This window comes from Pseudomonas lundensis, from assembly GCF_001042985.1.
GTDB classification, from domain to species: domain Bacteria; phylum Pseudomonadota; class Gammaproteobacteria; order Pseudomonadales; family Pseudomonadaceae; genus Aquipseudomonas; species Aquipseudomonas lundensis.
The window spans coordinates 80,025-98,499 of sequence record NZ_JYKY01000014.1 but is presented as its reverse complement, the minus strand read 5'-3'; the positions used below and the strand labels follow the sequence as shown (position 1 = coordinate 98,499).

Annotated in this window: 14 protein-coding genes and 2 tRNA genes; 8 read left to right on the top strand and 8 right to left on the bottom strand. The window is 59.3% G+C overall.

Going from position 1 to position 18,475, the window contains the following annotated elements; genetic code table 11:
- The first annotated feature begins 130 nt into the window (after positions 1-130).
- Positions 131-2,065, top strand: coding sequence for a methyl-accepting chemotaxis protein (locus TU74_RS13275; protein ID WP_048376803.1), 1,935 nt, complete (start codon positions 131-133; stop codon positions 2,063-2,065).
- Between the two features lie 59 nt (positions 2,066-2,124).
- On the opposite strand, the gene TU74_RS13270 is transcribed toward TU74_RS13275, so the two are convergent.
- The 8 genes from TU74_RS13270 to TU74_RS13235 form a co-directional block, all read right to left on the bottom strand.
- Positions 2,125-3,678: an ABC transporter permease gene (locus tag TU74_RS13270; protein WP_047275100.1), complete on the bottom strand. Its 1,554-nt coding sequence runs from the start codon at positions 3,676-3,678 to the stop codon at positions 2,125-2,127.
- Entirely contained in the window at positions 3,678-4,703 is a 1,026-nt protein-coding gene (locus TU74_RS13265; RefSeq protein WP_047273131.1) for an iron ABC transporter substrate-binding protein, read from the bottom strand. Before TU74_RS13265 ends, TU74_RS13270 begins: the two co-directional genes overlap by 1 nt.
- A gap of 122 nt (positions 4,704-4,825) precedes the next feature.
- On the bottom strand, positions 4,826-5,938 hold the full coding sequence (locus TU74_RS13260; protein ID WP_226942022.1) for a cytochrome-c peroxidase: 1,113 nt from the start codon (positions 5,936-5,938) through the stop codon (positions 4,826-4,828).
- Positions 5,935-8,712, bottom strand: coding sequence for a TonB-dependent receptor plug domain-containing protein (locus tag TU74_RS13255; RefSeq protein WP_420912163.1), 2,778 nt, complete (start codon positions 8,710-8,712; stop codon positions 5,935-5,937). Before TU74_RS13255 ends, TU74_RS13260 begins: the two co-directional genes overlap by 4 nt.
- Before the next feature lie 183 nt (positions 8,713-8,895).
- The gene (locus TU74_RS13250; protein ID WP_048376802.1) at positions 8,896-9,873 is read right to left on the bottom strand and encodes a FecR family protein; all 978 of its coding nucleotides are present in this window, start codon (positions 9,871-9,873) and stop codon (positions 8,896-8,898) included.
- 62 nt (positions 9,874-9,935) lie between these two features.
- On the bottom strand, positions 9,936-10,442 hold the full coding sequence (locus tag TU74_RS13245; protein ID WP_047275104.1) for a sigma-70 family RNA polymerase sigma factor: 507 nt from the start codon (positions 10,440-10,442) through the stop codon (positions 9,936-9,938).
- 195 nt (positions 10,443-10,637) lie between these two features.
- Positions 10,638-10,724: transfer RNA gene (locus TU74_RS13240), tRNA-Leu, on the bottom strand.
- Positions 10,725-10,889: 165 nt separating this feature from the next.
- Positions 10,890-10,976: transfer RNA gene (locus tag TU74_RS13235), tRNA-Leu, on the bottom strand.
- 224 nt (positions 10,977-11,200) lie between these two features.
- Here TU74_RS13235 and rnr point away from each other — a divergent pair.
- The 7 genes from rnr to dnaB all read left to right on the top strand — a co-directional run bounded on the left by rnr (position 11,201) and on the right by dnaB (position 18,465).
- Complete coding sequence (gene rnr, locus TU74_RS13230; protein WP_048376801.1) at positions 11,201-13,867, top strand: ribonuclease R; 2,667 nt, start codon at positions 11,201-11,203, stop codon at positions 13,865-13,867.
- Complete coding sequence (rlmB, locus tag TU74_RS13225) at positions 13,864-14,631, top strand: 23S rRNA (guanosine(2251)-2'-O)-methyltransferase RlmB (RefSeq protein ID WP_047273136.1); 768 nt, start codon at positions 13,864-13,866, stop codon at positions 14,629-14,631. Before rnr ends, rlmB begins: the two co-directional genes overlap by 4 nt.
- 235 nt (positions 14,632-14,866) lie before the next feature.
- The gene (gene rpsF, locus TU74_RS13220) at positions 14,867-15,292 is read left to right on the top strand and encodes a 30S ribosomal protein S6 (protein ID WP_003439045.1); all 426 of its coding nucleotides are present in this window, start codon (positions 14,867-14,869) and stop codon (positions 15,290-15,292) included.
- A gap of 28 nt (positions 15,293-15,320) precedes the next feature.
- A complete protein-coding gene (rpsR, locus tag TU74_RS13215) occupies positions 15,321-15,551 on the top strand; it encodes a 30S ribosomal protein S18 (RefSeq protein WP_003171373.1) in 231 nt (76 codons plus the stop codon).
- Between the two features lie 35 nt (positions 15,552-15,586).
- Positions 15,587-16,483, top strand: a complete 897-nt coding sequence (locus TU74_RS13210; protein WP_047273137.1) for a YybS family protein — start codon at positions 15,587-15,589, stop codon at positions 16,481-16,483.
- Between the two features lie 19 nt (positions 16,484-16,502).
- A complete protein-coding gene (rplI, locus tag TU74_RS13205; RefSeq protein ID WP_010563337.1) occupies positions 16,503-16,949 on the top strand; it encodes a 50S ribosomal protein L9 in 447 nt (148 codons plus the stop codon).
- Positions 16,950-17,070: 121 nt separating this feature from the next.
- Positions 17,071-18,465: a replicative DNA helicase gene (gene dnaB, locus TU74_RS13200; RefSeq protein ID WP_047273273.1), complete on the top strand. Its 1,395-nt coding sequence runs from the start codon at positions 17,071-17,073 to the stop codon at positions 18,463-18,465.
- Positions 18,466-18,475: the final 10 nt, after the last annotated feature.

Genomic DNA, 18,475 nt, shown 5'->3' with positions numbered 1-18,475 from the left:
TGTCAACCAAAGGGCCCTTCGGGGCCCTTTGTTGTTTTTGCCGCGCAGGCCATTCACGGCACGACCCTTGCTGTAGAGAACCTTATCAAAGGTGCCATCAATGTAATGGCACGTCGTAGAGGGGTTCGTCATGTCAGCCATTCTTTCTCTGTTACAAAGCCGACTGTTGCGGCCCGTGTTCGTTACCCTTGGTATCGCTCTTTTGGTGCAAGTGCTGGTCGCGGTTGCACTGACACGGAGCACGGTCACGGCGTTGGAGTCGGACCTGGATGCGCGTCTGGGGGCCGACAGCCAAAAACTATCAGTGGAGCTGGAGCAAGCCGGACGTGAAGTCAAAGGCAGTCTGGAAGGACTGTCTGCGAGTACGCGCCAACGCCTGACGGCAGGTTTGTCCCCGCGCTTGAAAGAAGAACAGGCGCAGGTGCGTACAACGCTTGAAAAAAGCCTGATGGATTCTGCGAACGACATGGCGCAACTGCTTGCCGCCGTAGCGCCGCGTGCCATGTGGGACAGCGACGTCCCCACGCTGTCTGAATTCGCCCGTCGCGCTCAGCGCAACCCCAACGTGCTGTTTGTGGTGTACGACGACGCCACCGGCCAGCACCTCACGCGTTACCTCAACCGTGAAAACCCGATCAACAAGGCACTGCTGGAAAAGGGCCAGGGCGACCGCGCGCTGGATAAAGTGCTGGATGCGGCCCGGCATGATCCGGCGGTGTATTACATCGAAGCCCCGATCAGCCCCAATGGCGTGGAGATCGGCAAAGTCCTCATGGGGGTTTCCACCGCGACGATTGAGCAGGACGTGGCGGCGCTCGATCAGCGGTTTAACGGGTTGATTGCCAGCAGTGAGCAGTTGGTCAGCGACAGCCTGCAAGGGGCAGCCGCCGACAGTGCGGGCGCGTTGCGTTCGCGACTGGAATCGGCCCAGGCCGCCGCGGCCCAAATGCAAGCCAATACCGCCAGCACCGTGCGCGATGCGGCGGATACCTTGCGCTGGCGCATCGGGCTGGGGCTGGCGATTGTCGGGTTGGCTGTCTTGCTGCTGGTGGCCGTGGTGCTGGGGCGGCGGGTGGTCAACAAACTCCTGTTGTTGATCGCAGCGCTGGATGACCTGGCCGCCGGGGAAGGGGACCTGACCAAGCGCGTGGGCCTGAACAGCAAAGATGAAATCGGTGACATGGCGGGTGCGGTCAATCGGTTTGTCGACAAGTTACAGCCCATCGTGCGTGAAGCTGGCGATGTGGCGCAGCGCACGGGTGTTGAAATCGGTGCCATGACCCTGCGCAATGCCGGTGCAGACGCCGCCGCGCAACTGCAGCGCGACGAGGTGGCACAAAGTCTGGACGCCTTGTCGACCATGGCCGATGCTGCGCAAACGGAAAGCCATGCGATGCAGGCGGCGCTCCAGCAGGTGATGGACATTCGCCAGGCCACGGATGAAAACACCCGGACCTCGGCGCAGGTCGGCGGTCTGATCGAGGCCTTGGCGGTGCAAGTGGGGGCGGGCGCCAAAGTCATCGAGCGACTGGCCCAGCAAAGCGAGCAGATCGAAGTGGTGCTGACCGTGATTCACGGTATCGCCGAGCAAACCAACCTGCTGGCCCTCAATGCCGCCATTGAAGCGGCGCGAGCCGGAGAAACCGGGCGCGGGTTTGCGGTCGTGGCCGATGAAGTCCGGGCACTGGCGAGCAAGACACAAAGTTCGACCGGCGACATTCAGGCGCACATTGTGGCCTTGCAGCAAGGCGCGAAAGAAGCGGTCGCCGCTATCGGGCTGGCTGGGCGGCAAGCCGATGAAGGGCTGGCGGTGTTGCGCGGCAGCGTGCAATTGCAGAAAACCGTGCAGGCGTCGGTCGAAAAAGTGCATGCCGCCATTGGCGACGCGACCAGGGCCGCAGCCCATCAGGCACAGGGCGCGCATGCGGTGCGCGGACGGGTAGAGGTGATCCATGCGCAGACCGAGCGTGCGGCGCAGGCGGTCAATGAAACCACCGCCAGCGGAAGGGTGCTGGATGGGTTGGCCGCGCAGCTGAAAGCGAGCCTTGGGCAGTTCCGGGCGTGAAATCAAATCACCCTCTCCCCAGTGGGAGAGGGTGGCGTGATGGCGTGATGGCGTGCTGTTTAGCGGCTCAAATACATCCGCGTGGTCAGCAAATACACGGGCAGCCCCGACACCAGGATCAGCAGCGCCGCATACGGCGCTGCGGCGGCAAACTCAATGTTTGAGGTGTGCGACCACACTTGCGTGGCCAGCGTGTTCAGCCCGGTCGGGCTCAGCAGCAGGGTCGCGGTCAGCTCTTTCATGGCATCGAGGAACACCAGCGCAAACGCCGCACCCAGCGCCGGGAAGATAATCGGCAATGTCACTCGGCAAAATGCCGAGAACGATGAGGCTCCCAACGTGCGCGCCGCTTCTTCAAGTTGCGGCGCGGCTTTGTTCAGTGCCGTGCGGATCGGGGCTTGTGCCAGCGGCAAAAACAACAAAGCGTATGCGATCAGCAGCAAGGTCGAGGTTTGGTACAGCGCCGGCACGTAATGCAGCGCGAAGTACACCAAGGCCAAGGCAATCACCAGACCCGGCAAGGCGTGCAGCAGATACGGCAAGCGCTCGGCCCAAATCGCCAACTGACCTTTATAACGCACCACCAGCAACCCCACCGGCACCGCCAGCAGCAGGCACAGCGCTGCACCGCCCAATGCCAGAGACAGCGACGAGAACAACGCTTCACCGATTTCAGCCATTGGGAACGCCGCCGAGCTGCCTTTAACCAGCCAGTACACCAGCATGCCCAACGGAATGCCGCTGCCAATGATCGCCAGCGCCAGGCAATACGCTTGCCCCGCCAGCGCCAGTTTGCCCAGACGCACTTGTCCGGCGTGACGCGCAGCGCCCTGGCCGATGCGTACATGACGCCCCTTGCCGCGCACTTTGAGCTCCAGCCACAACAACGTCAGGCACATCACTAGCAACACGGCTGACAGCATCGCCGCATTGGCGTTACTGAATTCCAGTTCGAATTGCTGATAAATCGCGGTGGTGAAGGTTTGCAGGCCGATGATCGACAGCGCGCCGAATTCCACCAGCATGTGCAGGGCAATCAGCAGCGAACCGGCCAGCAACGACGGCCACAGCAGCGGCAGGGTAATCCTGAAAAACACGCCCCAACGATTCTGGCCCAAGGTCCGGGCCGACTCTTCAAGGGCTGGGTCGAGGTTGCGCAATGTGGCCGCAACCGGCAGGAAAATAAGCGGGTATTTGGACAGGCTCATCACCAGAATGGCGCCGCCCAACCCTTCAAAACTGGAACTGAGCGACACCCAGGTGAAACTGCTGACAAACGCCGGGACCGCGAACGGCAGGCACAAAATCACCCCCCATAGGCGGCGTCCCGGCAAGTTGCTGCGTTCGAGCAACCACGCCAGTGACAGCCCGACCAGCGCGCAGGTCACGGTCACGCCCACCATCAGCAGTAACGTGTTGCGCATCAGGCCGAACACATAAGGCCGCCACAACATATGCGCCGCTTGCGCCCACCCGGCCTGCCAGGCTTTGGTGCCGACATACAGCAACGGCAACAGGCTCAACCCGACCAGCAACAGGACGGGCAGCAGCAGCCAGATGGAAGGCCTTTTACGTTTCAGGGTGAAGCGCGCAGGTTGGGCGGCCGCAAGCATCAGAGCAGGCCAACGTCGCGTTCGAGGTCCAGCGCTTCTTCGGCGTTGCCCAGATCGGCCGGGGTCACTTTGGGCGGTTGCAGCTCATCGAACGGCTTGAGCCCGCGCTCCGAGACCATGCCTTTGCGCATTGGGTATTCAGCGGTGGTGTTGGTAATCACCCGCTGGCCTTCTTCGCTGGCCATGTAGGCCAGCAATTGCTGGGCCTCTTTCGGATGCTTGCTGGCTTTGAGCACGCCTGCGCTGGAGACCGTAATCAAGCCGCCCGCATCACCGTCGGTGAAGTAATGCAGCTTGGAATCCAGTTGGCCTTTTTCGCGCTGCAAGGCAAACCAGTAGTAGTTGTTGACCAACACTGCTGCCACTTCGCCGTTCTCGACCGCTTTGAGCGCCACCATGTTGTTGGTGTAGGTCTTGCCGAACGCGCGCAGGCCCGTCAGCCACTCTTCCGCGGCTTCACGGCCATGCAGCTTGATGATCGCCACGGCTTGTTCCTGAAACGCGCCGCTGGTGGGTACAAAACCGATCTTGCCTTGCCACTCGGGGTCAGCGAAGTCCATCACCGACGCTGGCAGGTCTTTTTCATCGATCTTTTTCGGGTTGAACGCGACCACGCGGGTACGTGCAGTCACGCCGATCCAGGTGCCATTGGCGGCCACGTATTCCTTGGGCAGGGCTTGCAGCGTGGCGTCATCAGCCTTGGCCAGAAAACCCTGTTCGCCCAAGTTGTTCAGGGGCGGGGATTCCTCGGCGTAGAACACGTCGGCGGGCGAGCGATCACCTTCTTCCATGATCTGGCTGGCCAATTGATTGCTGCTGCCTTTGCGCACATTCACGTGAATGCCGGTCTTGGCTTCGAACGCGGCGGCGAGGTTGTCACCGACTTCCTTGTGCTGACCGTTGTAGAGCGTCAGGGAAACTTTGTCGGCGGCGTAGGCGGTAGGTGCGGTGAGTGTGAGACCAAGAGCGGCGATCGACAGGCCGCGCAGTAGGAATGTCGCAAGCTGGGTATTTCGGAGCATCATTCGCTGGGTTCCTCGCTTGGGTACTACAAAACTTGTAACAATAATAAACGATATTGTTTCTCAAGTGCGCTTGACCCAGCGTCCAATTGCGCAAACGCGACCAACTGTGATGCCGCTGGCCTTCATAGTGTGTCGAGAAAACTGCGCAAGGCCCGTAATTCATCCTTATCCATGTTCAGCACTTTCAGGCGTTCGCTGGTGGTGGGGAACAGCGGATCGTTGGCTTGCTGCGCGTTGGGGCGTGGGCGCGGCATGCCCATGTTGTAGAACGCCAGCGTGCCTTCCATATTCACGAACAGGCCGTTGTGCATCCACGGCGCGGTTTTGCTGACCAGCCGCAGAGACGGTGTGCGGAAGGCGCCGACGTCTTCGGGCTTGCCGGTCACTTGGTAGCGCCCCAGGTCTTCGTATTTGCGTCCGTAATAGCTGAGCCCCACGTTGTGGAACTGTTCGTCACTCAAAGCGGGGCCGAAGTGACAGTTCATGCAGCGCGCTTTGGTGCGGAACAGATGCAGGCCGTAAAGCTGCTCTTCGCTCATGCGCTGCGGGCGCCCGCGCAGTAATTGTTCGAACGCGGTCGTGCGGGTGGCCGTCACCAGCGTGCGCTGAAACGTTGCCAAAGCCTGTGCGGTTTTTTCTTGCGTGATCGGCCCTGGACCAAACACTTCGGCAAACTGCGTACCGTAGGACGTGTCTGAATTGAGCCGTTGTAGCAGTTGCGGAATATCGAAGGCCATTTCCACCGGGTCAATGATCGGGTGCATGGCCTGCTGTTCAAGGCTGCCGCCGCGGCCATCCCAGAACAGCGCAGCACTGTAACCGCTCATCACCAGGCTGGGGGCATTGCGGCGGCCGCTTTGGCGGTCATGGCCAAAAGACACGCGTCGGCCATCGGCAAACGCCAGATCGGCTTCATGGCAAGACGCGCAGGCAATCTGCCCTGAACGCGACAGCTTGGGGTCGTTGAACAGTTTTTTGCCGAGCGCCGCTTTGGCATCGCTGAACGGGTTGTCGGGCGGCGCGGGGGCGTGGGCAGGGAGCGCGGCCATCTCTTGCCATTGCACGTCGGCGTCCACAGTGGGCGCAGGCCACTGCGCAACGGGCTGGCGATACAGATTGGCGATGCAGGTTTTGTAGTCGGCGGCAGCTGCGACGCAGGGTTGAGCCGCGTTTGCGGTGCAGGCGAGCGCGCCCAGCCAGAGCCCAAGCACGCTGCGATGAATGAGCGCTTTCAAAATGTGTAACCCACTTCGACCATGAATTGGCGACCCACTTCAAAGGTTGTCAGGCCCGTGGTGTCGGTGGTGCTGACGATTTGTTTGTCCAGCAGGTTGGTGACATCCAGGTTGACGAACACCGATTGGTCCTTGGCGGTGGGCATTTCCCAGGCCAGGCGGGTGTCCCAGGTCAGTGCCCCGGAAAACGGCGTCTCTTCCCAGACGCGCACGGCAGCGCCCTGAAACTCTGTGGTTTTACCCGTGGCCGCGATCCGGCGGTAGCCGTCGCGGTAACGCAGGAAGTTGCTCCACGTCAGGTGCAGCGGTTCAACTTCGGTGACGGTGGTCAGGCGTGCCGTCCAGGGGCGGTTGTAATTGCTCGCGGGCATGTCCGAATACTTCATGAACTTGCCGTCGTACTGGATCGTCGGGTCATCCACATAAATGGCGCCAATGTTGGCGCTGTAGTTGGACAGGCCGGTGTTTTGCACCGTGCTCCAGTCCATGGCGAATTGCCCCGTGGTGCGGGTGCTGCCCACTATGAAGGGGCGCAGCGGGGTGATGGTCAGGGTGTAAATGTCGGCTTCGCTTTGGCCGCCGTTGTAATAGGTGTAGTAATTGGCCGCCAGGGTGGTGGGGTCGTCGGTGGGCGCTCCGATCTGTGAGCCCCAGGCGCGGCTGACTTGTTCGCGCCCTTTGCGGTTGACGTATTTGATAGCGAACTCGGTGTCCCACTGCACGTGGCTCAGGCCGAGGGTGAGTTCGTCGTCATAGGGCACTTTGAGCTGGTTGAACTTGCTGTCGTTTGGGGTGCGCTTGCTCATTACCCAATCGGCGGACGGGTTGGTGCGTGTGTATTCGGTGTTCATGGCGGCCACCCCGTCGCGCAGTTTGTAGGCGTACAGGTTGCGTCCGTAATACCGGTTGGCGCCAGCGGTGAGGCGGGTCTGGCCGTTGCCGAACACATCCAGTTCCACGGCAAATCGCGGCGCCAGGGTGACGTGTTTCATGTAGTCGTCGCCGTCGATGCGCACGCCGGGTCGTACCGTCAGGCGTTTGTAGCGCATTTCGTCCTGGATATAGAGCGCCCATGAGCGGGTGTCGAAGGACGTTTTACCTTGGGTCACGGTTTTTTTGTTGGCGTATTGGCCTTCCCAGCCATTGACGGTCATGCCCATCGAGCACAACGGGTCATTGGCCGGGCAGGACGTGGCCTTGGCCACTGAATAACTGGTGTAGGGCGTGGCGCGTTCGTACATCACCGTGTTTTGCGTCAGCTCCAGACCGGTTTGCACGGCATGATCGACACCCAGCCAGTTGACGCTGTTCCAGTGCGCCTTGAGTTTGTAGGCCAGGGTTTTCTGTGCCTCGTCGATATCTCCGAAACCACCTTCCGTGGCGGTGAGCGCATTGGTCCAGTCTTTGGTTGTGGAGGTGCGCCAGAACACCATGTAATCGCTGTCTGAGGTCCGGGAGGTGTTCATCTGGCTCCAACTGAGGTTTTGCTCAACCCGGGCCAGTGGGGCGTTCCAGACCATGCGCGCGCTGAGGCTGTCACCACCGGCCTTCATCATGCGGCCGGAATAAATTGCGTTCGGGCCGAAGGTTTCAGCGGTTTCAGGCGCATGGGTCACGCTCATGTCCAGCTTCCAGTCCTCGTTGATTTGCCAGGCGGCCTTGAGGAAATAGTTGTCGATGCGTCGGGTCTGAACCTCGTTGGCATTGGCTGTTTGCGTCTGGTTGGAGACTGAAAACACGCGGGTCGGGATAGTGGAGTCCTTGCGCGAGAAGCTGCCGAGCAAGCCGAAGTTGTCGGTCAAGTGCCCTTCGAGCGTGGCGCGGGTGATGATTTTTTTGAATTTCGGCTGGGAGCTGTTACCGAACCCGGCTTCGTAATTCTCCAGATCCGGGTCGTCTTCATTGAGGTGATAACGGGTCCATTCGGAGCGCGTCATCTGCACCGACACTTTGCCGTGCAGGTCCATGCTCGGGTCGCGGGTGTCGGCCTGGACCACGCCGCCGTTGAAGCCGCCGTATTCGACGGGCACGTTGCTGTCGTAGACCTTGATGTCATTGAGCAGGTCGGTGTCGAGGGCCAGACCCTGACTGCGACCCGGTATTTCGTCCATGTCATCGTTAGTGTTGCCAGGGTCGAGGTCGTTGTTCATGTTCATGCCGTCGACGATGAACAGGTTTTGCCAGGGCTGTGCGCCGTTGATGCTGATGTTGGCCGGGGCGATCTCGCCGGGGGATTTGCTGTTGAGCTGATTGTTATCGAACTGCACGTTAGGGTTGGTGCGCAGCAGGCTGGTGATGTCGCCATTACCGGACGGCAGGCTGTCGATCATTTGCCGATCGATCACTTGCTCGCCTTGGTACACCGCGTCCATGGCGGTAATGGGTGTGCTTTTGATCATCAGCACGTCGTGTTCGGCAGGCGGCAGAATCGACACGCTGTCGGCGGAGGTGGCCTCCCATTGCAGGCCGCTGCCACTGAGCAGGCGGGCGAGGGCTTTCTCGGGGCTCATGTGGCCGTTCACGGCCGCGCTGTCGTGGGTGGCCAGCAGTGTACTTTCCGCGCTGACTTGCCAGCCGGACTGGTGTGAGAACGCAATCAGGGCGGTGGCCAGCGACTGGGCCGGAATCTGGAAGCGCAGTTGTTGCTGGCTCATTTGAGCCTTCGCCTCAGGGAGCGCGGCGCAGCTCAGAGAGGGCAGAAGCAGGCACGCAGCAAAGCAAAACGACCTGGAGCGAGGCAGGCTGACGCAACAACGCAAACGCGGAGAAGGCATGAGATGACCTACGAAATGAAACGCCATAGTCACTAATGCGAATCTTTATCAGTGACGTTCGTAGGTAAAGACGCCCGGCGAAACAGGATTTCCAGAAATAAATGAAAATAAATTTGAAAGCTGAAAAGGCTGGCGCAGGCACGCCCCGGGAGTGCGTGTTAGCGCCTCGGACGGGTGTGGCCGCTAATGTTTTGCCGAAACGATCAACGTATACGGCACGCTGTCTTGCAACTGTCCGCCAAGTGGCGCGATGGCGGCCTGCAGGGCGCGTTTGGGGTCGCGCACGTTAAGGGCGGCGGTAATACGGCGTTGGCCGAGGGTTTTGTCTGTCAGCAAAATCAGTCCCGGCTGATAGCGCCGCAATTGTGCGACTACGTCCTCCACCGATTGGTCAATCGCCACCAGTTGCCAGCGCCGCCAGGGCGCAATCTGCTCGTTGGGCAGTTGAGCCAGGCGGGTGCTGTCGTCAGACGCGTTATACCGAAGTTGATCGCCGTGGTGCAGCAGGTGATCGGGAGCGGACGATGATTGCGAGGTCTTGACGGCCACCGTGCCGCTTTCAACGCTGACATCCACGCGGCTGCCCTGCAGGTTCACGGCAAACGCCGTCCCGGTTACCCGCACGCGTACAGGGCCGGCATTGACGTAGAACGCGCGCGCAGCATCGGGCTGTACCGAGAAAAACGCCTGGCCCCGCAACAACGTCACCTCCCTTTGCTGCGGGTCGAACTGCACGTCCACCAGGCTGTCGCTGTCGAGCAGTACGTGGCTGCCGTCGCTCAAGGTGATGTCGCGGTGTTCAGCCGTGGGGCTGTGAAAGTCGGCGCGTAAGGCTTGCCAGTCCGGCAGCCACATGAACACCGCACAGGCCGCGACGGCTGCGCCGATCAGCGAGCGTTTGCGCCGACGGAGGTGTCGCGGTGCAGGCGCGGGCATCAGCACGGGCGAGGGCGAGGGCGCGGGCTCATGCGGCAGGCTCAGTGCCTCGCCGCTCAGGCGCCAGACTTTCAGGGCTTTGCGGTACGCCGCGTCATGTTCGGGTGCGCTGGTGCGCCAGGCGTTCAGCTGTGTGCTCAGTTCGGGGTCGTCAGGGTGTTGCTGAATCAGCAGCAGCCAGTCGAGCGCAGTCTCCCAGACCGGGTTCGGGTTTTCAGACGTCACGGCACACGCCACCCGAAGCAAAAGTGTGGGCGGGTGCGACCGATGGCGGCGTATCGAAAAAGTCAGTCATCGCTCATTTGTTCCGCGCAGTAAGTCAGGGCGTCGCGTACCAATTGATGGGCCAGGCTGACAGAAATCCCTAGGTGTGTGCCGATTTGCTGGAACGTCATGCCTTGCAAGCGGTGCAGGATGAACGCTTGGCGGGTGCGTTCCGGCAGGCGGGTCAGAGCATGTTGCAATTTGCGCAGCTCGTCCAGATGCAGGGCTTGCTGCTCGGGCGAAGGTGCGCTGGACATGTGCTCATCGGGCGCATCATCGCGGGTGGTGTGACGATTCTCAAGGCTGACGCGGCGATTGAGGTCAAACGCCAGGTTGCGCACGATTCGATAGAGGTAGCCAACGGGTTGGGTCAAGAGGCTGGTGCTGTCTGCCCCTTGGCTGAATCGTAACCAGGCGTCTTGGACGACATCCTCGGCCTTGGCGCGGCAGCCCACGATGGGGGCGGCATAGTCCACCAGGGCATGGCGATGCGCGAGGTAGAGTTGAAGCCTTTCGTTGGTGTCGGACACGGGGTTCCAAGCGTACGCATGAGCGATCTGAAGATGGCCGGATATTAGTGCGATTGAGATGGATTATCAAATGCAGCGTTAGGTAGCGGATAGAAGGTCTTGGCGGGAGAGGGGAGGTTTCAAAAGACAGAAACTAAAAAGCCCGCTTTCGCGGGCTTTTTGAGTGATTTGCAGCGTAGAGCTGTAAACCTGAATTGGTGCCCAGAAGAAGACTCGAACTTCCACGACCTTGCGGTCACCAGCACCTGAAGCTGGCGTGTCTACCAATTTCACCATCTGGGCAGTATCAGCAACGTTGCCGCTGTTGATGTGGCGCACTATACGGAGCACTTTTAATTCTGTAAACCCCTGTTTTAGTTTTATTAAATCAGTGGCTTAGAACGCAAAAACCCGCTTTCGCGGGTTTTTGTGTGAGGCTGAAGATTGTACTAATCTCCATCTCTAAATTGGTGCCCAGAAGAAGACTCGAACTTCCACGACCTTGCGGTCACCAGCACCTGAAGCTGGCGTGTCTACCAATTTCACCATCTGGGCAGCATCTTCAACGTTGCCGTTGTCGATGGCGCGCACTATACGGATGGCCCTTTGACCTGTAAAGCGTTGTGAATAAAAATATCGAAAATTTTTCGCGAACGGTTACAAGGCAGCCGCAAAGCGCGTCAGAAAGGACTAATAAGGCTCTGAGTGAGTCCGACATTTCCCGTTTCAATACGCGTATGCCAAACTAACCCGCATATAGACAAGGTGAAAACTATCTAATGGCCGATTGGCAGACCCTCGATCCCGAGGCCGCACGTGAAGCGGAAAAATACGAAAACCCTATCCCTAGCCGCGAGCTGATCCTTCAGCATCTGGCCGAGCGCGGCTCGCCAGCTGCTCGCGAGCAGTTGGTAGAGGAGTTTGGTCTTACCACGGAAGACCAGATCGAAGCCCTGCGTCGTCGCCTGCGAGCGATGGAACGCGATGCGCAACTTATTTACACCCGTCGTGGCACGTATGCCCCGGTGGACAAACTTGACCTGATTCTCGGCCGCATCAGTGGTCACCGCGATGGTTTCGGTTTCCTGATCCCGGATGACGGCAGTGATGACCTGTTCATGAGCCCGGCGCAAATGCGCCTGGTCTTTGATGGCGACCGTGCGCTGGCCCGTGTTTCAGGGCTGGATCGCCGTGGCCGTCGTGAAGGCGTCATTGTTGAAGTGGTATCGCGCGCTCACGAAACCATCGTGGGTCGTTACTTCGAAGAAGGCGGCATCGGATTTGTCGTCGCCGACAACCCGAAGATCCAGCAAGAAGTATTGGTCACGCCAGGTCGCAACGCCGGTGCAAAAGTCGGTCAGTTTGTGGAAGTGAAGATCACCCACTGGCCGACGCCGCGTTTCCAGCCGCAAGGTGATGTGCTTGAGGTCGTGGGTAACTACATGGCGCCGGGCATGGAAATCGACATTGCCCTGCGCACGTATGACATCCCGCATGTCTGGCCTGAAGGTGTTGTAAAAGAAGCGCGTCGCCTCAAGCCGGAAGTGGAAGAAAAAGACAAAGAGAAGCGCATCGACCTGCGTCATCTACCGTTCGTCACCATTGACGGCGAAGATGCACGTGACTTCGATGACGCGGTCTTCTGTGAGGCCAAACCGGGCAAATTGCGCCTGTTCTCCGGTGGCTGGAAGCTGTACGTGGCCATCGCCGACGTTTCCAGTTACGTGAAAATCGGCTCGGCGCTGGATGCTGAAGCGCAAGTGCGTGGCAACTCGGTGTATTTCCCTGAGCGCGTGATTCCGATGCTGCCCGAGGAACTGTCCAACGGCCTGTGCTCCCTGAACCCGAAAGTCGATCGTTTGGCGATGGTGTGCGAGATGACCATCTCGAAAACCGGCGAAATGACCGATTACCAGTTCTATGAAGCGGTGATCCATTCCCAGGCGCGTCTGACCTATAACAAAGTCAGCACCATGCTTGAGCACGCTAAAACCAGCGAAGCCAAGCAACTGCGCAGCGAATACGCCGACGTGGTGCCGCACCTCAAGCAGCTTTACTCGCTGTACAAGGTCTTGCTGGCGGCCCGTCACACCCGTGGCGCGATTGATTTTGAAACGCAGGAAACCCGCATTATTTTCGGGGCTGATCGCAAAATCGCTGAAATTCGCCCAACCACCCGCAATGACGCGCACAAACTGATTGAAGAGTGCATGCTGGCGGCCAACGTGGCCACGGCTGAATTCCTCAAGAAGCACGAAATCCCTGCGTTGTACCGCGTGCATGATGGCCCGCCGCCAGAGCGTCTGGAAAAACTGCGTGCCTTCCTGGGTGAATTGGGACTGACCTTGCATAAAGGCAAGGACGGCCCTACGCCGAAGGACTATCAGGCCTTGTTGGCCAGCATCAAAGACCGTCCGGATTTCCACCTGATCCAGACCGTTATGCTGCGTTCGCTGAGCCAGGCGGTATACAGTGCTGATAATCAGGGCCACTTCGGCCTGAATTACGAAGCCTACACGCACTTCACATCGCCTATCCGTCGCTACCCGGACTTGCTCACGCACCGTGCGATTCGCAGCGTGATCCACTCCAAAATGGACACCCCGCACGTTCGCCGTGCAGGTGCGATGACCATTCCCAAAGCACGTATTTACCCGTACGACGAAGCCGCCCTCGAACAGCTCGGTGAGCAATGCTCCATGAGCGAGCGCCGTGCCGACGAAGCCACGCGTGACGTGACCAACTGGCTCAAGTGCGAGTTCATGAAAGACCGCGTAGGCGAGTCGTTCCCGGGCGTTGTCACGGCCGTGACCGGGTTTGGCCTGTTCGTGGAACTGACCGATATCTACGTCGAAGGCTTGGTGCATGTCACGGCCTTGCCGGGTGACTACTACCACTTCGACCCTGTGCACCACCGCCTGGCGGGCGAGCGCACTGGCCGTAGCTTCCGTTTGGGCGACACCGTTGAAGTGCGGGTCATGCGCGTCGATCTCGACGAGCGCAAGATCGACTTCGAGATGGCTGAGAAAACCCTCAGCGCGCCAATCGGTCGTAAAAATCGTGGGGCTGAGAAACCGGCCGTCAAATCGACCAAGCCAGCCGGAAAGCCAAGCGGGTACGACACTGAGAAAGTGGCTGAGCCCGCCAAGGCGCCACGTCGCGCACCTGCCAAATCCAGCAAAAACTCGGACGACGCCTATCGCCCAAGCGACGCAGCGGCCAAAAATGCCGAGCTGCGCAAAAGCCGTGAATTGAAGCAGGCGCTGCTGAGCGAATCGAAAAACGGCGGTCGGACATCGGCGCCGGGAAAGTCGGGGAGGGCAGCCCCCGCTAAAGATGCGGGCAAGCCTTCCAAGCCAAGCAAACACCGTAAAGGCCCGCCAAAATCGGGCGCCGCGCCTGCCGCCAAAAGCGGCGGGTCGCGCAAACCTAAGGCCAAGTCATGAGTCAGTTGGAAAAAATCTACGGTATTCACGCCGTAGAAGCGTTGCTTCGTCATCACCCAAAACGCGTCAAGCAAGTGTGGCTGGCCGAGGGTCGCAGCGATCCTCGCGTGCAGACGCTGATCACGCTGGCTGATGAAAATCGCGTGCCGGTCGGCAATGCCGAGCGTCGCGAAATGGACGTGTGGGTCGAAGGCGTACACCAAGGTGTCGTGGCTGATGTCAGCCCGAGCCAGGTGTGGGGCGAGGCAATGCTCAACGAGCTGCTCGACCGTACCGAAGGTGCGCCGCTGATTCTGGTACTGGACGGCGTAACAGACCCGCATAACCTGGGGGCTTGCTTGCGTACTGCCGATGCGGCAGGTGCTTTGGCTGTCATCGTGCCTAAAGACAAGTCGGCAACGCTGACACCGACGGTGCGAAAAGTTGCCTGTGGTGCTGCGGAAGTCATCCCGTTGGTGGCGGTGACCAACCTTGCAGCGACCCTGAAAAAGCTTCAGCAGCGCGGCCTCTGGATTGTCGGCACTGCCGGTGAAGCCGAGCAGGAGCTGTACGAGCAAGACCTGACCGGGCCGACCATCCTGATTATGGGTGCCGAAGGCAAAGGCATGCGTCGCCTGACGCGTGAGCATTGCGACTACCTGGTGCGCTTGCCGATGGCAGGCAGCGTCAGCAGCTTGAACGTTTCGGTGGCCACAGGTGTTTGCCTGTTCGAAGCCCTGCGTCAGCGCAGCGTTAAAGCCAAGTCGCCCGCTAAAAAGAAATAAGCCCGCTGTGTAGCCGCTGCCGCGCTCTGCGGTAGCGACTCCAGGCAAGGCATGGCCTGATTGTTCAAATAATCACCAATTGCCTTGCGCCTCTGTTGTGCCTTCTCTACAATTGCGCCCCTTGCCGTCATGGCGGGCGCATATGTGCCTCTCTAGGCAAGACACACAAGTGTCATTCACTCCTTGTCTGACCGCTTTTCAGTTAGCGGCAGGCTACAACCCGTAAGGAGCATTCATGCGTCATTACGAAATCATCTTTTTGGTCCACCCGGATCAAAGCGAACAAGTCGGCGGCATGGTAGAGCGTTACACCAAGCTGATCGAAGAAGACGGCGGCAAAATCCACCGTCTGGAAGATTGGGGCCGTCGTCAACTGGCCTACGCAATCAACAATGTTCACAAGGCTCACTACGTGATGCTGAACGTTGAGTGCACTGGCAAAGCCCTGGCTGAGCTGGAAGACAACTTCCGTTACAACGATGCTGTGATCCGTAACCTGGTCATCCGTCGCGACGAAGCCGTAACTGGCCAGTCCGAGATGCTCAAGGCTGAAGAGAACCGCAGTGAGCGCCGTGAGCGTCGTGACCGTCCTGAGCATTCTGACAGCGCCGATGGCGATGACAGCGATAACAGCGACGCCAGCGATAACGCTGACGAGTAATCCACGGACCTTTTGAGGAGCCAATTACATGGCACGTTTCTTCCGTCGTCGTAAATTCTGCCGCTTCACAGCAGAAGAAGTGAAAGAGATCGATTACAAGGATCTCAACACTCTGAAAGCTTACGTATCCGAGACCGGCAAAATTGTTCCAAGCCGCATCACCGGTACTAAAGCTCGTTATCAGCGTCAGCTGGCCACCGCTATCAAGCGCGCCCGCTTCCTGGCCCTGCTGGCCTACACCGACAGCCACGGCCGCTGAGACCGGGCAGTCGACAAGCAGTAAAGGATTGAAGCATGCGCGCCTTAGCTGAGTTCATCATGCGAGGCCGTGTGCAGGCCACGTTAGTCGTGGCCGGATGTGCGGCATTGCCGTTCTTGTTCTGGTTGAGTGCTGCTGCAGGTAGCCTTGTGCTCCTGCGGCGCGGTCCGAGAGATGCGTTGAGCATCCTCTCATGGGCGTTACTGCCGGCCTTGGTCTGGTGGTTTATCGGAGAACCCCGCACCTTGATGGTGCTGCTGGGAACTCTGGGTCTGGCGTTGTTTTTGCGCGCCGGGCAGCCCTGGCACCGCGTGCTGCTGGTCAGCGTGGCGTTGGGTGGTGTGTATGGCGTTATCCTGGGCACGGTTTTCCGCGAACCCATTGGTGCGATGGCGCAAGAGTTGGAAAAACTCTTGCCGCAGGTCCTCAATGGACTCTACGACAAGTTATCTGACGTAGAGCGAGCGCGCCTTGGAGCACTGATTGCACCTGTCCTGACCGGTTTGATTGCAGCTTTGATGCAGGTCGTCAGCGTGCTGAGCCTGATGCTTGGGCGTTATTGGCAAGCGTTGTTGTACAACCCGGGCGGTTTTGCCAGCGAATTTCGCAGCATCCGCCTACCGCTGGGTCCAGCGCTACTGTTGCTGGCGTGCATGCTGGTCGGTCCGAACTTCGGACCACAAATGGCCATGCTCACGCCGTTGTGCAGCGTAGTGTTGTTCTTCGCCGGGCTGGCCCTGATTCATGGGCTGGTGGCGCAAAAGCGACTGGCCAAGTTTTGGCTGGTGGGGTTGTACGTCACGCTGTTGCTGTTTATGCAGCTGATCTATCCGTTGCTCGTGGTTTTGGCCATTGTCGACAGCCTGATTGATTTTCGCGGACGTTTGGCGCCGAAAGACGTCGATAAAGACTCTGCGAACGGTGAAGGTTAAAAGTTAAGAGGATTTTCACATGCAACTGATCCTTCTGGAAAAAGTCGCAAACCTGGGCAACCTGGGCGACAAAGTAAATGTTAAGGCCGGTTACGGTCGTAACTACCTACTGCCATACGGCAAAGCCACCGCTGCAACCGCTGCCAACCTGGCTGCGTTTGAAGAGCGTCGCGCTGAGCTGGAAAAAGCAGCAGCTGACAAGAAAGCTTCGGCTGAAACTCGCGCTGCCCAACTGGCTGAGCTGGAAGTGACTATCACTGCCACCGCTGGTGACGAAGGCAAGCTGTTCGGTTCGATCGGCACTCACGACATCGCTGATGCACTGACCGCCTCTGGCGTTGAAGTTGCAAAAAGCGAAGTTCGTCTGCCGAACGGCACTATCCGTAACGTTGGCGAATTCGACGTGGCCGTGCACCTGCACGCCGAAGTTGAAGCAACCGTACGCGTTGTTGTGGTAGCTGCTTAAGCAGTCTGACTGACTGGCACCTTGTGTGTCGGACGGTTAACATCGGGCACGATCCTGTTCACAGGTCGTGCCCTTTGTCTTTCTGCAGACCCTGATTTTCACCCCAAAATTACACGTGGCCATGAACGATATCTCCGCTCCTGAGCAATATGACCTGCAAACCGCATCCCTGAAGGTGCCACCGCATTCCATCGAGGCCGAACAGGCCGTGCTCGGTGGTTTGATGCTGGACAACAACGCCTGGGAACGCGTGCTGGATCAAGTATCGGACGGCGATTTCTATCGACATGACCACCGCCTGATCTTCCGGGCGATCGCCAAGCTGGCGGACCAGAACTCCCCGATTGACGTCGTGACCCTTGCCGAGCAATTGGACAAGGAAGGTCAGACGTCGCAAGTGGGCGGTCTGGGCTACCTGGGCGAACTGGCCAAGAACACCCCGTCGGTGGCGAACATCAAGGCGTACGCGCAGATCGTTCGTCAGCGGGCGACATTGCGCCAACTGATCGGCATCAGTACTGAAATCGCAGACAGTGCGTTCAACCCTGAAGGCCGCACTGCCGAAGAAATTCTCGATGAAGCCGAGCGCCAGATCTTCGCGATTGCCGAGGCCCGGCCTAAAACCGGCGGCCCGGTCAGCGTCAATGACTTGCTGACCAAGGCCATTGACCGGATCGATACGCTGTTCAACACCGACAACGCCATCACCGGGTTGTCCACTGGCTACACCGACCTCGACAACATGACCAGCGGCTTGCAGCCGGCCGACCTGATCATTGTGGCCGGTCGTCCCTCGATGGGTAAAACCACGTTTGCGATGAACCTGGTTGAAAACGCCGTGTTGCGCAGTGAAAAAGCGGTATTGGTCTACTCCCTGGAGATGCCAGGTGAATCGCTGATCATGCGTATGCTCTCGTCCCTGGGCCGCATCGACCAGAGCAAAGTGCGGGCGGGCCGGCTCGAAGACGATGACTGGCCGCGGTTGACCTCGGCCGTCAATCTGCTTAACGACCGCAAACTGTTCATCGATGACACGGCCGGTATCAGCCCGTCTGAGATGCGGGCGCGGACACGGCGCCTGGTGCGCGAACATGGCGACATCGGCCTGATCATGATCGACTACCTGCAATTGATGCAGATCCCGGGTTCGGGCGGCGATAACCGGACCAACGAAATTTCCGAGATTTCGCGTTCCTTGAAAGCACTGGCCAAGGAATTCAACTGCCCGGTGGTGGCACTGTCACAGCTCAACCGCTCCCTTGAGCAGCGTCCCAACAAGCGCCCGATCAACTCCGACTTGCGTGAATCCGGAGCGATCGAGCAGGACGCCGACGTCATCATGTTCGTGTACCGGGACGAGGTGTATCACCCCGAAACCGAGCACAAGGGCGTGGCTGAAATCATCATCGGTAAACAGCGTAACGGGCCGATCGGTACGGCCCGTCTGGCGTTTATCGGCAAATACACCCGCTTTGAAAACCTGGCGCCCGGCAGTTACAACTTCGACGACGAGTAATCCGCTTCAG